Consider the following 17709-nt stretch of genomic DNA (forward strand, 5'->3'; position numbering starts at 1 on the left):
CTCATGCGCATCGAACCTCGCCTGCTACCCGCCACTCTGCCGTTTCTCGGTGATTTGCCTCCGCTACTGACTCGCCTGTATGCAGCGCGGGGCGTGCAGTCCGAGGCGGAGCTGGACAAGAGCCTGGCGCGCTTGATCCCGTATCAACAGCTCAAGGGTATCGAGGCGGCGGTGGATTTGCTGGTGGTGGCGCTGGAGCAGCGTCAACGGATTCTGATCGTCGGCGACTTCGATGCCGATGGCGCGACCGCCAGCACCGTTGGCCTGTTGGGACTGCGCTTGCTCGGCGCCTCTCACGTCGATTATCTGGTGCCCAACCGTTTTGAGTACGGTTACGGCCTGACCCCGGAAATCGTCGCGGTGGCGCTGGAGCGCCAGCCACAGTTGCTGATCACCGTGGACAACGGTATTTCCAGTGTCGAAGGCGTGGTAGCGGCGAAAAAGGCCGGGCTGAAAGTGTTGGTCACCGACCACCACTTGCCCGGTGACGAACTGCCGGTGGCCGATGCCATCGTCAATCCGAACCAGCCAGGTTGTGAGTTTCCGAGCAAGGCGCTGGCCGGTGTCGGGGTGATTTTCTATGTGCTGATGGCGTTGCGTGCACGCTTGCGTAGCCTGGGCTGGTACGAGAGCAAGCCGCAGCCGAACATCGGCGAGTTGCTGGATCTGGTGGCGCTGGGCAGTGTTGCCGACGTGGTACCACTGGATGCCAACAACCGGATTCTGGTGCATCAGGGCCTGGAGCGGATTCGCGCTGGCCGGGCCCGGCCGGGTATCAAGGCGATTCTCGAAGTAGCCAAGCGCGATCACTCGCGCATCACCTCCACCGATCTGGGGTTTATCCTCGGCCCACGCCTGAACGCGGCGGGGCGTCTGGACGACATGAGCCTGGGCATCGAATGTCTGCTCACCGAAGACGCAGGCGCCGCCCGTGAAATGGCCGCGCAACTGGATGGCATGAATCAGGACCGCAAATCCATCGAACAGGGCATGCAGCGCGAAGCGTTGGCCCAGCTCAAGGACTTGCCGCTGGAGTCGATGCCGTTCGGCTTGTGCCTGTTCGATCCCGAGTGGCACCAGGGTGTCATCGGGATCCTTGCTTCGCGTATGAAAGAGCGCTATTTCCGTCCGACCATCGCCTTTGCCGACGCCGGTGACGGCATGCTCAAGGGCTCGGGACGTTCAGTGCAGGGCTTTCATATTCGTGACGCCTTGAGTGTGGTGGCGGCGCAGCATCCGACGCTGATCAGCAAGTACGGTGGCCACGCCATGGCGGCGGGCTTGACCTTGCCGGAAGCGAATTTTCCGTTGTTCGCCGAGGCCTTCGACGCTGAAGTCCGCCGGCAAATGCGTGAAGAAGACCTGACCGGGCGGTTGCTGTCGGATGGCACCCTGGCGGTCGAAGAGTTTCACCTGGAGTTGGCCCGCGCCCTGCGTCATGCCGGCCCTTGGGGCCAACACTTCCCGGAGCCGCTGTTTCACGGCGTGTTCCAGTTGGTCGAACAGCGAGTGGTCGGTGAGCGCCACCTCAAAGTGGTGCTGAAAAGCGAATGTGGTTCGGTGAAACTCGACGGCATTGCCTTTGGCATCGACCGCGACGTCTGGCCGAACCCGACCATCCGCTGGGTCGAGCTGGCCTACAAGCTCGACGTCAATGAATTCCGCGGTCAGGAAACCGTCCAGCTGATGATTGCCCACATCGAACCGCGCTGAAAGATCGCAGCCTGATCCACCGATGTCGACTAGGCTCTAATCACTGCTTGATTGGCCTTGTGACGTTTTGTCGAATTTTTTACCCGCGGGGGCGGGTGCTGCATCCTTTCCTGTCACTCGTCGACTATTCAAACAGAACCCTGGAGCCTGCCCACTGATTTGAGAGGTGCCCCATGAGTCTGCTGCTTGAACCCTACACTCTTCGTCAATTGACCCTGCTCAACCGTATCGCAGTGTCGCCGATGTGCCAATACTCCAGCGTCGATGGGCTGGCCAATGACTGGCACCTGGTACACCTCGGTAGCCGCGCCGTGGGCGGGGCCGGACTGATATTTACCGAAGCCACTGCCGTCACCGCCGACGGTCGGATCACTGCTCAGGACCTGGGTCTGTGGAACGACGAACAGATCGAACCGCTGCAACGCATCACCCGTTTCATCACCGCCCAAGGCGCGGTCGCCGGTATTCAGCTGGCCCATGCCGGACGCAAGGCCAGCACTCACCGGCCGTGGCTGGGCAAACACGGCAGCGTCAAACCAGCGGATGGCGGCTGGACCCCGGTCGGCCCCTCGCCGATTGCCTTCGACCCCGAACACACACCACCCACACAACTGACCGAGGCGCAGATCGCCGAGGTGGTTCAGGCGTTCGTCGAGTCGGCCAAACGTGCGCTGACCGCAGGCTTTAAAGTCGTCGAAGTGCACGCTGCTCACGGCTATCTGCTGCATCAGTTTCTGTCGCCGTTGAGCAATCAGCGCCGCGATCAGTACGGTGGTTCTTTCGAAAATCGCATTCGTCTGGTGCTGCAAGTGACCGAAGCGGTACGCGCGGTCTGGCCTGAAGAATTGCCCTTATTCATTCGCGTATCGGCCACCGATTGGGTCGAGGATGGCTGGAACCCGGATGAAACCGTGGAGCTGGCGCGGCGTCTGAAAGCGCTAGGAGTGGATTTGATCGACGTGTCGTCGGGCGGTACGGCGGCCAATGCGGAAATTCCTACCGGGCCGGGTTATCAGACTCGGTTTGCCGAGCGCGTGCGCAAGGAGTCGGGAATGGCTACCGGCACTGTCGGATTGATCACTGAGCCGGCGCAGGCCGAGCACATTCTGCGCACCTGCCAGGCCGATATTATCCTGCTGGCTCGTGAACTATTACGTGACCCGTACTGGCCGTTGCACGCCGACGATGATCTGGGCGGATGCAAGGCCATCTGGCCGGCACAGTATCAACGGGCGACGAGCCGCGATCAGCCGATCCATGAGTCGGATTTGCGTGACTGATCCGGCTCCACCGTGCAAGCCAATAAAAACGCCGCTTTCCCATTCAGGGACAAGCGGCGTTTTTTCTTGAGTGAACAGCACCGCATGGGCGGTGGGTTTTGTGCGTCGCACCAGAGCACGCAAAGGCTCTCGCGACGACAGGGTTTACCGATCTGGGTCTAGTTTGGTGGTCGAAGTGGCAGCCTTACTCAAGCCCTTTGTATTGTGATCGCCTGGCGTGGTGGCTGAGATCGCAGTGGCCTTGGTCAGTCCGTGCGTGGTTTTGGAATGTGCAATCCCGGACGTCGCCACGCCATGGCCTTTAGTGTCATGACGAGTGCGGCCAGTGTGATGGCCTTTGACGCCGTGGTCTCTGACCGCGCGACCGTCATGATCGCTTTCCTGACCTTCCTTAAGACCACTTAGGCCATGGTCCCTGACCGCTCGGCCGTCATGATCGCTTTCCTGGCCTTCCTTAAGACCACTCAGGCCATGGTCCCTGACCGCTCGGCCATCATGATCGCTTGCCTGACCTTCTCCCCGGCCGCCACTGCCGATACCGCCGCCGTGACCTGCGCCGTTACCGCCAGCACCAGCGCCAGCACCACCGTTACCGCCACTGTGGCCTCCGCCCTCTTTTGCATAAGCGGAGCTCATGGGGAGCAAAGGCGCAGCAGCCAGCATCATTACGCATGACATCACAGCGACGAGATTCGTTTTCTTTAAAAGCATGATAGCTTCCATCGATCAGGGTAGGTTTGTATCAAATAGGACGCCTACAGCTGTCTATAGTTCTCAGGCTTCCGACAGAAGGCACTATGGCAAGAGGATCACGGATATGACGACTCGTTCAGTTGTAGCTTTTTTGACAAGCATCGCGCTTTTGTCTGGCTCAACGGCTCTGTACGCAGATCCCGGCAACGGCAACGGGAACCCGCACGGTCATGGGAACAAAGGCAACAAATCCCGGAACTATCAACAAGAGGATGGATACAGTGGCCCGCAGATCGACGTGGGCGGTGTTCGAGTCATCATCGGTAATAACCGTGATTATTGGTCGCCGGGTCCTGCGCTACCGCCAGGCATTCAAAAGAAGATTGCCCAAGGAAAACCTCTGCCGCCAGGCATCGCCAAAAAACTGGACGGCAGGATGCGGGACAGGCTACCCCGTTATGAGGGCTATGAATGGCAGCAAGTCGGTACAGACCTGATCCTGGTGACCATCGCCACCGGGCTGATTTACGAGGTTCTGCATAACGTGGCGGACTGAGTTTGCGGCTGCGAGACGATAGAACGAAAAAGCCCGGCAGCTGGCCGGGGCTTCGTTTGACTTACGGAATCTTGGCCGCTGAGCCGCCGTCATCGTCGGATCGCCGCCCGGAGCAAGCTCGCTCCCACATTGGATTCGGGTGTACACAAAATCTGTGTTCACACCGGTCAAGAGTGGGAGCGAGCTTGCTCGCGATGGGGCCGGCTCGGACGTCACTTATCTCAAGAGGCCGCCCAATCCGAGTACGTGCGCTTGTCCGGGGCTGGCGGGAAGTACTGATACAACCAGGTCTCGCTCAACGTCCGGTCATGGGTGCGGATGAACAGCCGTAGCTCGACCGGCGCCACGCTGTCATCGGTGGGGAACCAGTCAAAGGTAATTCGATAGCCTTTGATGTCATCGAGCACCAGCACGTTGAAATCCTTGACCTGACCGCTCGACGCCGTGACCACTGGTTCGATTCCGGTGCCTGCGGGTAACCGGTCCAGCCCACCGCCGGTAAAGTCGACCGCAAAGCGTCGTGCCCAGACCTTCGGATAGTGCTCACCCGGTGCCCAGCCCTCGGTGAAGCCGCCCATGCCCGAACGCGTGGCATTGACCCGCGCCAGTGGCGTCCCCACGGGTGGCAGGGCGCTCCAGTAAAGCTTGTAGCCATAATTCAGCGAGTCGCCTGCGGCCACCGGCTTTTTCGGGGTCCAGAAGGCCACGATGTTGTCCAGGGTTTCGCCGGTGGTGGGGATCTCCAGCAGGTCGACGGAGCCTTCGCCCCACGCGGTGGTCGGCTCGACCCACAGGCTTGGGCGCTTGCTGTACCAGTCGACGGTGTCCTGATAGCTGTCGAACTCATGGTCGGTTTGCACCAGACCAAAACCTTTCGGGTCCTTGTCGGCGAAGGCGTTGAACTGCAGGGTCGCCGGGTTGTTCAGCGGGCGGCAGATCCACTCGCCGTTGCCGCGCCACATGGCGAGGCGATCCGAGTCGTGGATTTGCGGGTGGAGGGTGTCGCACATGCGCCGTTCATGAGTGCCGCAGCTGAACATGCTGGTCATCGGCGCGATACCGAGTTGTTCGATGGCGGTGCGCGCGTTGACGTGCGCGTCGATGGCCATCACCACCTGATTGGCCTGGCAGTCGATATCAAAGCGGTAGGCGCCGGTGGCGCTGGGCGAGTCGAGCAGGGCATAGACCACGAAGCGGGTGCTGTCCTTGTCCGGGGTTTCGAACCAGAACCTGGTGAAGTCCGGAAACTCTTCGCGCTTCCTGGCGTAGGTGTCGATCGCCAGACCACGGGCCGATAAACCGTACTGGCCGGTGTTATCCACAGCACGGAAGTAGCTGGCGCCGAGGAATGACACCACGTCGTGTTTATCCAGTTCCGGGGCCTTGAACAGTTTGAACCCGGCGAAACCCAGGTCGCCTTTGAGCTGCGCGGTATCGACGCTGGAATTCTGGTAATTGAACAATGACGGGTGGAAGTGCACTTCCCGCGCCTGACGGGTATTGGGGGCAACGCTGTACATGCGCACCGGTTGCTTGAATCCCATGCCAACGTGGAAGAACTGCACATCGAGTTGCCCGTTCAGGTCATTCCACAGCGAATGCTTGGCGTCGTACTGAATGGCGTTGAAATGCTGCGGCGTCATGTTCGCCAGCGTCGGTGGCAATACCTGCTTGGTGTCGATATAGCCACTGCTGGCGAGTTGTTTGGCTTGTGCCTGCAAGGCCTCGAAGTCGAAGGCCTGGGCCTCGCCATCGGCAGTCCCGGCCCAGGCACGCGCGGCCAACAATCCAGTGGCCGAAAGGCCGGTGTAGGCAGCGATGGCCATGGAGGCTTTGAGCAAATTCCTGCGGTGCATAAGACAACCTGTCTTGGACGATCCCGCGGCGTTCCTGGCGGCGTTACGGATCAGAAATAGAGGTTCGGACAAGCCTTCGGCCAAACGCATCGGATTTTAAACAGATGCCGAATAAGATAAAGCGTTCGAAACAACTCGAAAATTGATTAGTTTTCATTTCACACAAAACCCCTGCAGATCACTTCAGAAGGGCCCCACTGCATCGTTTCAATTAAGCGTTTTCATTTATTTGACTAATTACTCTAAAAACCGCTCTCAAACGTTTTTTTGTCCCTATTCTTAGGCTCATGACCGGCCCTTGCCCTTGAGGCCGGTAAACGTTCAGCAGCAGCCCGGCAGGTGCCGGTCGCTGCTGAAGAAGGAGCAGGGCGATGAAGTATCTGAAGTTTCAGTTCACGTGCAGAGGGACATCGTCCATGGCAAAAGCGCAAGGCATCATCGGGTTTTTGGGGATTTTCTCAGGCTTGAGCATCTCGCGACGGTCGCGCCGGCTCAGTTCAGAGGAGGTGAAACTCGTCGAGCAGTATCGCGAGTTATCGGAGAGTGACCGGATTGCGATGCGCTATCTGGTGGATGCGATGCACCGTGTATCGCAGTTTTGAGGCGGGTTAACGGTCTCTCCCATGTTCGCTTATGGGAGGGGCTGCTTGTCTTGTGCATCAGCCCCGATGGTATTGAATGTCACCACTCCTGATGACGCTCGGTTCGTTGATGCAATATCCGCAGGATCTGCACTTGGCCGAGTACCAGGCGATAAGGTGCAACAAATGGAAGCTGATTCAGCACAAGCTCACGTACATCCGGTACCAGTGACGGACGCCCTGAGCCGGGGAATAGTTCAAGCTGACCAAAGGTGTTGAGGATGCTTGTCACCACATCGTTGGCAGCGGCTGCGCCAATCAGCCCGCAATAACGTTCATGAATGGCGTCCAGCTCACTCTCGGCTTTCTCGGTCAGTGCGACTCTCGGCACGATTTACCCACTTAGCCTTCACGGCGTCCAGATCGGTCAGTTTTCCAGCATCGGCATCGGCAATACCTTCGCCGATCGCTTGCAGATGCCAGGATTCGGCTTCTACATAACGCACCAGTGCACGCTTGAGGTGGTACTGACGGTCGCGATCGGTCGCTGCTGCAAGCTGATCCAGCTGCCGGGCAAGAATCTCTTCGACTCGAAAGGACAAAACGGGCGAGGCCATCGCGGCTCTCCTGTGAGTGTGTATACGTTGTAAACGACATAAACACCCTAGGCCCTGCCTGGATTTCGGTCAACCACCGTAGTGCGCGCGGTGTCAGGAAATCTTGGCGGGGCAGGTGCTGGAGGGCGTGAGCAATGTGTTGCCAAATGCTTGCTCCCTCCAGTGGGCGTTAGTTGTTACCGGCTGATTTGCCAGGCATCACCCGCAGGCGCTGTGCCATGGTCATACGGTTTACCGAGCCACATGTAGAGCAGACCCAGGCCGATGACGATGGCGGTGCTGAGCACCATCGCGTAGTTGATGTACCACGCCGCATCCGGCGTGCGTGGCCAGGCCATGTTGATGATGGCGCCAACGCCGTAGACCAGCGCGCCAATGTTTACCGGTAGACCCCAGGCGCCCAGTGTGAACTTGCCGCTGGGTTTCCAGCCGCGGGCGCGAGCGTAGAGGGCGGCGAGGACGATCATCTGGAACGCCAGGTAGATGCCGATGGCCGCGAAGCTGACGATGGTGGCGACGGCGTCTTGCAGGAAAAAGCCGAGGGCAATAATCAGTGCTGGGAGGACGCCAGACACGAATAGCGCGGCAACCGGAACCTGCGTTGTAGGCGAAATCTTTTTCAGCAGCGCACTGCCGATGACCATTTCATCACGAGCGTAGGAATACAGCAGACGGCTGGCTGCGGCTTGCAGGCTGATGACGCAGGAGATGAAGGAAATCATCACCACACCCATCACCACTTTCGAACCAACCGGGCCGAAGGCGTTGTTAAGGATGGTGGTCACCGGGTCCTTGTCAGTGCCGTTGATCACCGCTTGCATATCCGGCACCGCCAGAATCAGCGCCAGGCAGGCGAACATCGCTGCGATGCCACCGATGTAGAGGGTCATGCGCATGGCTACCGGAATCTGCTTGCTCGGGTTCGGGGTTTCTTCGGCCACGTCGCCGCAGGCCTCGAAGCCGTAGTACAGAAACATCCCCGCCAGCGAGGCAGTAAGGAACGCCGGCAGGTAGGAACCGTCGACGCGGATATCAAAGGTGTTGAACAGCACGCTGAGCGGCTGATGGCGCTCGAACACCAGCAGGTACACCCCGACTATCACCGCACCGACCAGCTCGCAGAGGAAGCCGAACATGGCGATGCGCGCCAGCACTTTGGTGCCGCTGAGGTTCACCAGAGTGGCGAACAGGGTCAGCAGCAGAGCGATGACGATGTTGGTGTTGTTGCTCGGTTCAAAACCCATCATCGCCGCCAGGTAAGGACCGGCACCGACGGCAACGGCGGCGATGGTCACGCACAGGGCGATGGAGTAGATCCAGCCGACCATCCACGCCCAGCGTTTGCCCACCAAGCGACGGGCCCATGGGTAGACGCCGCCGGAAATCGGGAACTGCGAGACCACTTCACCGAAGATCAGGCAGACCAGCAATTGGCCACAACCGACCAGCAAATACGCCCAGAACATCGGCGGGCCACCGGCGGCCAGGCACAGGCCGAACAAGGTATAAACCCCTACGACCGGGGAGAGGTAGGTGAAGCCCAGGGCGAAGTTTTCCCACAGGCTCATGCTGCGATTGAAGTTCGAGGTGTAACCCAGCTTGCGTAGCTGCTCGGCATCGCTGTCGGCGGCGATTGCCGGGAGTTCGGGTAGAGTCATGGTGTTGATGCTCCGGAAAATCGGCAGATTTCGGATGTCCGAAACCGTGGCTGGGCCATGACGGCTCAACCCGGATCGGTGGTTATTGTTTTGTGTTGCAGGAATCCTTGGGTGAATCGCCGACATCGTCCGTGCGTCTGCTTAAAAAGATCGCAGCCTTAATGCTTGAACATCACATGCCTTACGGTGGTGTAGTCCTCCAGCCCATACATGGACATGTCCTTGCCATAACCGGACAGTTTCTGACCGCCGTGTGGCATTTCGCTGACCAGCATGAAGTGCGTATTCACCCAGGTGCAGCCGTACTGCAAGCGGGCGGCGAGGCGGTGAGCGCGGCCGACATCGGCGGTCCACACTGACGATGCCAGGCCGTAGTCCGAATCGTTGGCCCAAGCCAGCACCTGTGCTTCATCGGTGAATTGGGTCACCGAGACCACCGGCCCGAACACTTCGCGGCGGACGATTTCATCGTCTTGCTGGGCGTCGGCCAACACCGTCGGTTCGAAGAAGAAACCGTTGCCTTCCACGGTTTTCCCGCCCGTGATCAAACGGATGTGCGGGTGTGCGATGGCGCGCTCGACGAAACCGGCGACGCGGTCGCGATGCTGGGCGGTGATCAGCGGGCCCAGCTCGGTGGTTGGGTCATCCTGCAAGCCGTATTTGATGCTGCTGACGGCCTCGCCAAGCTTCTCGACGAATTTTTCGTAGATGCCTGCCTGGGCGTAGATGCGGCAGGCGGCGGTGCAATCCTGGCCTGCGTTGTAGAAGCCGAAGGTGCGGATGCCTTCCACGGCGGCGTCGATGTCGGCGTCGTCGAAGATAATCACCGGGGCTTTGCCACCCAATTCCATGTGCATGCGTTTGACGCTGTCGGCGGTGCTGGAAATGATGTTTGAGCCGGTGGCGATGGAGCCGGTCAACGACACCATGCGCACTTTCGGGTGGGTGACCAACGGGCTACCGACCGTATGCCCGCGGCCGAATACCAGGTTGAGCACACCAGCCGGGAAAATCTCCGACGCCAGTTCGGCCAGACGCAGCGCGGTCAGTGGCGTTTGCTCCGACGGCTTGAGCACCACGGTATTACCGGCAGCCAGGGCCGGGGCGATTTTCCAGGCGACCATCATCAGCGGGTAGTTCCACGGTGCGATGGAGGCGATTACGCCCACCGGGTCGCGGCGGATCATCGAGGTGTGCCCCGGCAGGTATTCACCGCCAGCCATCCCGCTCATGCAACGGCTGGCGCCAGCGAAGAAACGGAACACATCGGCAATGGCCGGGATCTCGTCGTTCAGCGCGGCACTGTAGGGTTTTCCGCAGTTGTCCGACTCAAGCTTGGCCAGCTCTTCACCGTGGGCCTGGATGACATCGGCGAGTTTGAGCAACAGTAGCGAACGGTCTTTCGGTGAAGTCTGCGACCAGCTTTCAAACGCGGCATCGGCAGCTCGCACAGCGGCGTCGACCTGGGCTTCGCTTGCTTCGTTGATTTCTACCAGCACCCGGCCCAGAGCCGGGTTGAATACCGGTTGTGCGGGACCTTCGCCGGCGATGAGTTGGCCGTTGATCAGCAGTCTGGTTTGCATATTCATGTCCTCTTCGAAGCAGTTCTTGTTTTTCTGGCTGGAACCGGTCCCTGTGGGAGCGAGCCTGCTCGCGATAGCGGTCTTACAGTCGACATCTCTGTTGAATGTCAGTCAGTCATCGCGAGCAGGCTCGCTCCCACAAAAAGCCAGGCCCCACAGTGGATAGTCGTTGTCAGTTATTGAGTTATTTACCGCCGCTACCCGCGACGCTTTCGCCGCCGCGAGTCAGGTAATAGGCGCCGAGGATCGGCAGCATGGTCACGAGCATCACCAGCATCGCCACCACGTTGGTCACCGGTACGTCGCGTGGTCGGCTGAGCTGATTGAGCAGCCATAGCGGCAAGGTGCGTTCGTGGCCAGCGGTGAAGGTGGTGACGATGATTTCGTCGAACGACAGGGCGAACGCCAACATGCCGCCGGCCAGCAATGCCGAGCCTAGGTTCGGCAGGACGATGTAGCGGAAAGTCTGCCAACCGTCGGCGCCCAGATCCATCGACGCTTCGATCAAGCTGTACGAGGTACGGCGCAGGCGCGCGATGACGTTGTTGTAGACGATCACCACACAGAAGGTCGCGTGACCGACGATGATGGTGAACATCCCGGGCTCGATGCCCAGCGTCTTGAACGTCGCCAGCAACGCGATACCGGTGATGATCCCCGGCAAGGCAATCGGCAGGATCAGCATCAGCGAAATGCCCTGCTTGCCGAAGAACTCCCGCCGGTACAACGCCGCCGAGGCCAGCGTCCCCAGGACCATGGCGATCAAGGTCGCGATCGCGGCGATCTGCAGCGAGAGCTTGATCGCTTCCAACACGTCAGGTCGCGCGAACGCCACACTGAGCCACTTCAGGGTGAAGCCTTGGGGCGGAAAACTGAACGCTGCGTCTTCAGTGTTGAAGGCGTACAGGAAGATGATCAGGATCGGGAAGTGCAGAAACACCAACCCGCCCCAGGCTGCAATGCGCAGGCCCAAAGAAGCCTGCCCTTGAGATGAAGAATCAGAGCGCATCGAAGGCCCCCAGACGTTTGACGATGGACAGGTAGATGGCGATCAGCACGATCGGCACCAACGTGAACGCAGCGGCCATTGGCATGTTGCCGATGGCGCCTTGCTGGGCGTACACCATACTGCCGACGAAGTAACCTGGCGGGCCGATCAGTTGCGGCACGATGAAGTCACCGAGGGTCAGCGAGAAGGTGAAGATCGAACCGGCCGCGATGCCTGGAATCGACAGCGGCAAAATCACCTGCATGAAGGTCTGGTGCGGCTTGGCGCCGAGGTCGGCGGACGCTTGCAGCAAGGAGGGTGGCAGGCGTTCCAGCGATGCCTGGATCGGCAGGATCATGAACGGCAGCCAGATGTAGACGAACACCATGAAACGGCCCAGATGGGAGGTCGACAGGGTGCTGCCGCCCACGCCGGGAATCCCCAACACGAACTGCAATACCGGCTCCAGCCCCAAGTGCTGAACGAACCACTGCGCCACGCCACCCTTGGCCAGCAGCAGGGTCCAGGCGTAAGCCTTGACGATGTAACTGGCCCACATCGGCATCATCACCGCGATGTAGAAAAACGCCTTGGTGTTGCCGGTGGTGTAGCGCGCCATGTAGTAGGCAATCGGAAACGCGACGATGGCGCTGGCGATCGAGACCACGATGGCCATGCTCAAGGTGCGCAGGATGATGTCGAAGTTCGAGGGGTTGAACAGCGCCGCGAAGTTCGCCAGGGTCAGCTCGGGCGTGACCGCCATGGTGAAGTCGTCGAAGGTGTAGAAACCCTGCCACAGCAGTGTCAGCAGCGAACCTAAATAGATCGCGCCGAACCAGATCAGCGGTGGCACCAGCAACATCGCGAGGTAGAGGTTGGGGCGGCGATACAGCAGGTTGGAAAACCTGCGCAACGGCGAGCTGCCGGTCGGGGTTTGGGTCATGGTCACGCTGTTCATCTCAGACCCCGCCCGCAACGATGTCGTGCAACGGAATCATGGCCTCGCGAGCCCAGCGTGCACGGATAAGTTGCCCGGTTTGATGTTGAGCGCTGACGTCCAGCCACTGGTTGTTGGCCTGGCTGATATTCAGGGTCTGACCGTTTTCCAGCTTCATCTCGTAACGCGTGGCGCTGCCCTGATACTGGATGTCGTGCAGCAGGCCGCTGACTTCGATTTCATGGCTGGCCTTTGGGCCTTCGGCGAAGCGCACGTGTTCCGGACGAATCGAGAACGGCTGTGGATGGCCGCTCAGCTGTTGGGCCAGATCGCCGCGTATCACATTGGAAGTGCCGACGAACTCGGCGACGAAGGTGGTCACCGGTTTCATGTACAGGTTGCGCGGGGTGTCGACCTGCTCGATGCGGCCCTTGTTGAACACCGCCACCCGGTCGGACATCGACAGCGCTTCGGTCTGGTCGTGGGTCACGAAGATGAAGGTGATGCCAAGTTGGCGCTGGAGCTTCTTCAACTCGCCTTGCATTTGCTCGCGCAGCTTCAGATCGAGTGCGCCCAATGGCTCATCGAGCAGCAGCACACGCGGGCGATTGACCAGGGCACGGGCCAGAGCCACGCGCTGACGTTGGCCACCGGACAGTTGCACCGGTTTACGCTCGCCATATCCGCCAAGGGCGACCATGTCGAGGGCCTCCTCGGCGCGTTTGATGCGCTCGGCCTTGCCGACGCCTTTGACCTTCAAACCGTAAGCGACGTTGTCGCGGACGTTCATGTGCGGGAACAGCGCGTAATCCTGGAACACGGTGTTCACGTCACGTTGATAGGGTGGCAAACCGGCGGCCTCGAAGCCGTGAATGCGGATCGAGCCTGCGCTTGGTTGTTCGAAACCGGCGATCAGCCGCAGGCAGGTGGTTTTGCCCGAGCCGGAAGGGCCGAGCATGGAAAAGAACTCGCCGTCCTGGATGTCGATGGAAACCCGGTCTACGGCTTTCACTTCACCGAACTGACGGGAAACGTTGGTGAACTGGACTGCAAGCGTCATGGTGCGGTGCTCCAAAAAGGCGCGCTTTCTACAAATTTAATCGGGTATGCAGTGGAAAGATCGCAGCCTGCGGCAGCTCCTACGGGATGTGCAGAAGACGCCGCATTTGCGGTGTATACCCTCGGCGTAGGAGCTGCCGAAGGCTGCGATCTTTTGATCCCAAGAGGGCTTAGCGGCCGCCCATGATCGCGATGTAGTCCTGGGTCCAGCGGCTATAAGGCACGAACTTGCCGCCTTCAGCCTGTGGGGTTTTCCAGAAGGCGATCTTGTCGAACTGGTCGAAACCGTTGGTTTTGCAGCCTTCGGCGCCCAGCAGTGCGCTTCCGTTGCAGGCCGCCGGCACGGCTGGCAGCGAGCCGAACCACGCGGCTACGTCACCCTGGACTTTGGGTTGCAGCGACCAGTCCATCCACTTGTAGGCGCAGTTCGGGTGTTTGGCGTCGGCGTGCAACATGGTGGTGTCGGCCCAGCCGGTCACGCCTTCTTTCGGAATGGTCGAGGCCACTGGCTGCTTGTCGGCTTGCAGGCCGTTGACCATGTAGCCCCAGGTGCTGGAGGCCGCGACGCCTTCGTTCTTGAAGTCACTCATTTGCACAGTCGCGTCATGCCAGTAGCGGTGCACCAGCGGCTGCTGAGCACGCAGCAGGTCGAGCACGGCCTTGTACTGGGTTTCGGTCAGTTCATAAGGGTTCTTGATGCCCAGTTCCGGCTTGGTCGACTTCAGGTACAGCGCGGCGTCGGCGATGTAGATCGGGCCGTCATATGCTTGCACTCGACCTTTGTTGGCTTTGCCGTCCGGCAGGTTTTGCGGATCGAACACCACGCTCCAGCTGTCAGGCGCGATTTTGAAAACGTTGGTGTTGTACATCAGCACGTTCGGGCCCCACTGATAAGGCGTGCCGTAAACCTGTTTGTTGACCACGTACCAAGGCCCGTCCTTGAGGCGCGGATCGATGTTTTTCCAGTTCGGGATCAGCGCGGTGTTGATCGGCTGCACACGTTTGCCGCCGATCAAGCGCAACGAGGCGTCGCCAGACGCGGTCACCAGGTCGTAACCACCCTTGGCCATCAGACTGACCATTTCGTCAGAGGTAGCGGCGGTTTTGACGCTGACCTTGCAGCCGGTTTCTTTCTCGAAACCGGTGACCCAGTCGTAATTCTTGTCGCTCTCGCCACGTTCGATGTAGCCCGGCCAGGCGACGATATCCAGTTGGCCTTCGCCAGCGCCAACGGCTTTCAGCGGTTCGGCGGCCTGGATACTGGCGCTGGCCAGCAAGGCGGTGGTGATTGCACTGAACAGTGCGGTCTTGTGCACGAACATGGGGTTTCCCTCTTCTTTAATTATGGTCGGGGCAGTTTTGAACGTGATGTAGCTGGCCTTTTCGGCTGATTGTTAGCGTAGTGCGGTTATTTCAGATCGTTGCCGTGGCGCGCCATGATGTGCCGCACCACGCTGTAGTCCTGGAGCGAATCGCTGGATAAGTCTTTGCCGTAACCCGAGCGCTTCAAGCCGCCGTGGGGCATTTCGCTGACCAGCATGAAGTGGCTGTTGATCCAGGTGCAGCCGTATTGCAAGCGCGCCGCGACCTGCATCGCCTTGTCCAGGTTCTGGGTCCAGACCGACGAGGCCAGGCCGTATTCCGAGTCGTTGGCCCAATCCACTGCCTGCTCCAGTTCGTCGAAACGGGTCACGGTGACCACCGGCCCGAACACTTCGCGCTGGACGATTTCATCGCTCTGTTTGCAGCCGGCCAGAAGGGTTGGCTGGTAGTAGAAACCGGCACCGGAATGCACCGCCGCGCCGGTCACTCGTTCGATGTGTGGCTGGCCAAGGGCGCGTTCGACAAAACTGGCCACGCGGTCGCGCTGGCGAGTGCTGATCAGCGGGCCGAGCTCGTTGTCGGCATCGCGTTTACCGGCGAAGCGCAGGCTGCTGACGGCGGCACCGAGTTCCGCCACCAATGTGTCGTGAATGCCGGCCTGTGCATAAACCCGGCAGGCGGCGGTGCAGTCCTGTCCGGCGTTGTAGTAACCGTAACTGCGCACGCCTTCGACTACCGCTTGAATGTCGGCGTCGTTGCAGACGATCACCGGCGCTTTGCCGCCGAGTTCCAAGTGGGTGCGTTTCAGGGTTTTGGCAGCGGCCTGAAGGATTTTCTGTCCGGTCACGATGTCGCCGGTCAGCGAGACCATGCGCACTTTCGGGTGGCTGACCAAATGGCTGCCGACGCCTTCACCACCGCCGCAAATAATGTTGATCACCCCGCGTGGGAGGATTTCAGCCAGTGCCGGCGCGAGGGCGAGGATCGACAGAGGTGTGTGTTCGGACGGCTTGAACACCAGTGTGTTGCCAGCGGCCAGGGCCGGGGCGATTTTCCACGCGGCCATCATGATCGGGTAGTTCCACGGCGCGATGGACGCTACGACCCCGATAGGATCGCGGCGCACCATGCTGGTGTAACCCGGCAGGTATTCACCGCTGAGCTGGCCGGTCTGGCAGCGTACGGCACCAGCAAAGAAGCGAAACACGTCGACTGTGGCGCTCAAATCGTCCTGACGGGCCAGGTGCAACGGCTTGCCGCAGTTCAGTGATTCGAGGCGAGCGAGGAGGTCGGCGTGCTTTTCCACCGCGTTGGCGATGTCCAACAGGATGTTCGAGCGCTGTTGCGGGGTGGTTCGCGACCAGCCGGCGAAGGCGCGGTGGGCGGCGAGGATGGCGGCTTCGACTTGTTCGGTGCTGGCTTCGGCGATGTGTGTCAGCACTTCACCGGTGGCCGGATTGATGATCGGCTCGACAAAGCCCTGGCCTGCGACTAATTCACCATCGATCAGCAATGCAGTGAACAACGGGGTCTGCGCGCCAGGCATTTTTCGGGTTCTCTTTTCTTGTGTGGTCATGGTGCTCCCTGTGACTGGGGGCCCGACCGTCTTATTGATGTCCAGAGACTAGTGGCCGGGCTTGCGGACGACAAATACTAAATACTGAATGCAGCGTTCGATTAAATAGATGGCTTGCGCCCGCCGTGAGGTTGCTCGCGGGCGACGGTCAGGAACGGATCGACCAGCGCCGGGCGGGCGGTGCCGCGACGCCAGGCCAGGCCGACGTCGAGGGTCTGGCTGAGGTCGGCGATGGGTCGCGCTTCGATGATGTCGCCTTCCAGCGACCAGGGTCGGTAGGTCATGTCGGGTTGAATCGACACGCCAAGGCCGGCCGCCACCAGGCTTCGAACGGCTTCGGTGGAGGCCGTGCGCAAGGTGATGCGCGGCTGCAAGGAGGCTGCCGACCACATGCGTTGGGCGTTGCGGTCCATTTCATCGACGTTCAATTGAATCAACGGCTCGCGGGCGACATCGGCGAGGTTGATGCTGTCGTGTTCCAGCAGCGGGTGCTGGGCCGGCAGCCACAGGCGGTGCGGCGAATGGGTCAGCACCTCGGTCTGCAATGCATGGCGATCCTCAAGGTTGGAGAGGATCAGCACCCCGACATCGATTTCGCCGCTGACCAGCAAGTGCTCGATGTAAGGCCGCTCGTCTTCCATCACGCGAATCTCCACGTTGGGATAGGCGCGCTGAAAACGGGTGAGCAAATCGGCGAGGTAATAACCGGCCACCAGACTGGTCACGCCGATGATCAATTGGCCGGCGACCTGATCGGTGCTTTGCTGAAGGCTGCGTTTGGCGTTGTCGACCGTGGCCAGAATCAAGTGCGCCTGGCGCAGGAACTGATGGCCCTGATGGGTCAGGGTCATGCCCTTGGCGTGGCGATTGAACAGGTTGACGCCAATCTCTTGCTCAAGCTGCTGGATGGCCAGGGTCAAGGTGGACTGAGAGATGTACACCGCTTGCGCGGCGGCCGAGATCGAGCCGGTTTCGGCCACGGCGATGAAGTGACGGATCTGGCGCAAGGTCATCATGGTGAAGATACCCGGTGGGCGGTTTTTATAGATTTGCCCGAGTGTATATCTTTTTAATCGATGCCCCGGGTTGCTCCCGCAGAATCTGCGCAAGCCGCTGATCGTTCCCACGCAGAGCGTGGGAACGATCATCTACCCTCCGTTTCACGCTTTTCGCTCAGGATGAGACGCAGTGCGCAACCGCTTATAAAACGCAGCGTGCCCTCGGCTATACTCCCCTCCATTTGAACCGCCCCGAGGACTGACTGTGAAGAACTGGACATTGCGCCAACG

At 60.1% G+C, this 17709-nt stretch carries 16 protein-coding genes; 4 read left to right on the forward strand and 12 right to left on the reverse strand.

The features are described from left to right. Positions 1–3 precede the first annotated feature (3 nt). On the forward strand, positions 4–1713 hold the full coding sequence (gene recJ, locus AC1RPZ_RS09385; RefSeq protein ID WP_493136770.1) for a single-stranded-DNA-specific exonuclease RecJ: 1710 nt from the start codon (positions 4–6) through the stop codon (positions 1711–1713). Between the two features lie 173 nt (positions 1714–1886). Further along, complete coding sequence (locus tag AC1RPZ_RS09390) at positions 1887–2993, forward strand: NADH:flavin oxidoreductase/NADH oxidase (protein WP_493136771.1); 1107 nt, start codon at positions 1887–1889, stop codon at positions 2991–2993. Positions 2994–3137: 144 nt separating this feature from the next. On the opposite strand, the gene AC1RPZ_RS09395 is transcribed toward AC1RPZ_RS09390, so the two are convergent. Further along, positions 3138–3704 (reverse strand): hypothetical protein, encoded by a 567-nt coding sequence (locus AC1RPZ_RS09395; RefSeq protein WP_493136772.1) that lies wholly within the window; start codon positions 3702–3704, stop codon positions 3138–3140. A gap of 106 nt (positions 3705–3810) precedes the next feature. Here AC1RPZ_RS09395 and AC1RPZ_RS09400 point away from each other — a divergent pair, with 106 nt between their 5' ends. Further along, positions 3811–4242, forward strand: coding sequence for an anti-virulence regulator CigR family protein (locus AC1RPZ_RS09400; RefSeq protein WP_493136773.1), 432 nt, complete (start codon positions 3811–3813; stop codon positions 4240–4242). Between the two features lie 221 nt (positions 4243–4463). Here AC1RPZ_RS09400 and AC1RPZ_RS09405 read toward each other — a convergent pair whose 3' ends face one another. Next, the gene (locus AC1RPZ_RS09405) at positions 4464–6098 is read right to left on the reverse strand and encodes a glucan biosynthesis protein D (protein WP_493136774.1); all 1635 of its coding nucleotides are present in this window, start codon (positions 6096–6098) and stop codon (positions 4464–4466) included. Between the two features lie 416 nt (positions 6099–6514). Here AC1RPZ_RS09405 and AC1RPZ_RS09410 point away from each other — a divergent pair, with 416 nt between their 5' ends. Continuing rightward, on the forward strand, positions 6515–6700 hold the full coding sequence (locus tag AC1RPZ_RS09410) for a hypothetical protein (protein WP_493136842.1): 186 nt from the start codon (positions 6515–6517) through the stop codon (positions 6698–6700). Between the two features lie 79 nt (positions 6701–6779). Here the strand turns inward: AC1RPZ_RS09410 and AC1RPZ_RS09415 are convergent, their stop codons facing one another. The 10 genes from AC1RPZ_RS09415 to AC1RPZ_RS09460 all read right to left on the reverse strand — a co-directional run bounded on the left by AC1RPZ_RS09415 (position 6780) and on the right by AC1RPZ_RS09460 (position 17436). After that, positions 6780–7070, reverse strand: coding sequence for a type II toxin-antitoxin system RelE/ParE family toxin (locus AC1RPZ_RS09415; protein WP_493136775.1), 291 nt, complete (start codon positions 7068–7070; stop codon positions 6780–6782). Next, positions 7033–7296, reverse strand: coding sequence for a CopG family ribbon-helix-helix protein (locus AC1RPZ_RS09420; protein ID WP_493136776.1), 264 nt, complete (start codon positions 7294–7296; stop codon positions 7033–7035). The genes AC1RPZ_RS09415 and AC1RPZ_RS09420 overlap by 38 nt, the downstream gene beginning before the upstream one ends. A 176-nt stretch (positions 7297–7472) precedes the next feature. Next, positions 7473–8954, reverse strand: a complete 1482-nt coding sequence (locus AC1RPZ_RS09425) for an APC family permease (protein ID WP_493136777.1) — start codon at positions 8952–8954, stop codon at positions 7473–7475. A 158-nt stretch (positions 8955–9112) separates the two neighbouring features. Next, positions 9113–10537, reverse strand: coding sequence for a gamma-aminobutyraldehyde dehydrogenase (locus AC1RPZ_RS09430; RefSeq protein ID WP_493136778.1), 1425 nt, complete (start codon positions 10535–10537; stop codon positions 9113–9115). Between the two features lie 184 nt (positions 10538–10721). After that, entirely contained in the window at positions 10722–11546 is an 825-nt protein-coding gene (locus tag AC1RPZ_RS09435; protein ID WP_493136779.1) for an ABC transporter permease, read from the reverse strand. Then, positions 11536–12483 carry an ABC transporter permease gene (locus AC1RPZ_RS09440; protein ID WP_493136780.1) on the reverse strand — a complete coding sequence of 316 codons (948 nt, stop codon included), beginning with the start codon at positions 12481–12483 and terminating at the stop codon, positions 11536–11538. Before AC1RPZ_RS09440 ends, AC1RPZ_RS09435 begins: the two co-directional genes overlap by 11 nt. A gap of 1 nt (position 12484) precedes the next feature. Next, entirely contained in the window at positions 12485–13522 is a 1038-nt protein-coding gene (locus tag AC1RPZ_RS09445) for an ABC transporter ATP-binding protein (RefSeq protein WP_493136781.1), read from the reverse strand. A gap of 169 nt (positions 13523–13691) precedes the next feature. After that, positions 13692–14843 (reverse strand): putative ABC transporter substrate-binding protein YdcS, encoded by a 1152-nt coding sequence (gene ydcS, locus AC1RPZ_RS09450; protein ID WP_493136782.1) that lies wholly within the window; start codon positions 14841–14843, stop codon positions 13692–13694. An 86-nt stretch (positions 14844–14929) separates the two neighbouring features. Next, positions 14930–16420 carry a gamma-aminobutyraldehyde dehydrogenase gene (locus tag AC1RPZ_RS09455; protein ID WP_493136783.1) on the reverse strand — a complete coding sequence of 497 codons (1491 nt, stop codon included), beginning with the start codon at positions 16418–16420 and terminating at the stop codon, positions 14930–14932. A gap of 101 nt (positions 16421–16521) precedes the next feature. Next, positions 16522–17436, reverse strand: a complete 915-nt coding sequence (locus tag AC1RPZ_RS09460; protein WP_493136784.1) for a LysR family transcriptional regulator — start codon at positions 17434–17436, stop codon at positions 16522–16524. Positions 17437–17709: the final 273 nt, after the last annotated feature.

This window comes from Pseudomonas sp. GW822-FHT02D10 (genome assembly GCF_058802345.1).

Coding starts and splice junctions, on each gene's coding strand:
- recJ (WP_493136770.1), top strand. CDS start 4: ATGCGCATCGAACCTCGCCTGCTACCCGCCACTCTGCCGTTTCTCGGT.
- AC1RPZ_RS09390 (WP_493136771.1), top strand. CDS start 1,887: ATGAGTCTGCTGCTTGAACCCTACACTCTTCGTCAATTGACCCTGCTC.
- AC1RPZ_RS09395 (WP_493136772.1), bottom strand. CDS start 3,704: ATGCTTTTAAAGAAAACGAATCTCGTCGCTGTGATGTCATGCGTAATG.
- AC1RPZ_RS09400 (WP_493136773.1), top strand. CDS start 3,811: ATGACGACTCGTTCAGTTGTAGCTTTTTTGACAAGCATCGCGCTTTTG.
- AC1RPZ_RS09405 (WP_493136774.1), bottom strand. CDS start 6,098: ATGCACCGCAGGAATTTGCTCAAAGCCTCCATGGCCATCGCTGCCTAC.
- AC1RPZ_RS09410 (WP_493136842.1), top strand. CDS start 6,515: ATGGCAAAAGCGCAAGGCATCATCGGGTTTTTGGGGATTTTCTCAGGC.
- AC1RPZ_RS09420 (WP_493136776.1), bottom strand. CDS start 7,296: ATGGCCTCGCCCGTTTTGTCCTTTCGAGTCGAAGAGATTCTTGCCCGG.
- AC1RPZ_RS09425 (WP_493136777.1), bottom strand. CDS start 8,954: ATGACTCTACCCGAACTCCCGGCAATCGCCGCCGACAGCGATGCCGAG.
- AC1RPZ_RS09430 (WP_493136778.1), bottom strand. CDS start 10,537: ATGCAAACCAGACTGCTGATCAACGGCCAACTCATCGCCGGCGAAGGT.
- AC1RPZ_RS09435 (WP_493136779.1), bottom strand. CDS start 11,546: ATGCGCTCTGATTCTTCATCTCAAGGGCAGGCTTCTTTGGGCCTGCGC.
- AC1RPZ_RS09440 (WP_493136780.1), bottom strand. CDS start 12,483: ATGAACAGCGTGACCATGACCCAAACCCCGACCGGCAGCTCGCCGTTG.
- AC1RPZ_RS09445 (WP_493136781.1), bottom strand. CDS start 13,522: ATGACGCTTGCAGTCCAGTTCACCAACGTTTCCCGTCAGTTCGGTGAA.
- ydcS (WP_493136782.1), bottom strand. CDS start 14,843: ATGTTCGTGCACAAGACCGCACTGTTCAGTGCAATCACCACCGCCTTG.
- AC1RPZ_RS09455 (WP_493136783.1), bottom strand. CDS start 16,420: ATGACCACACAAGAAAAGAGAACCCGAAAAATGCCTGGCGCGCAGACC.
- AC1RPZ_RS09460 (WP_493136784.1), bottom strand. CDS start 17,436: ATGATGACCTTGCGCCAGATCCGTCACTTCATCGCCGTGGCCGAAACC.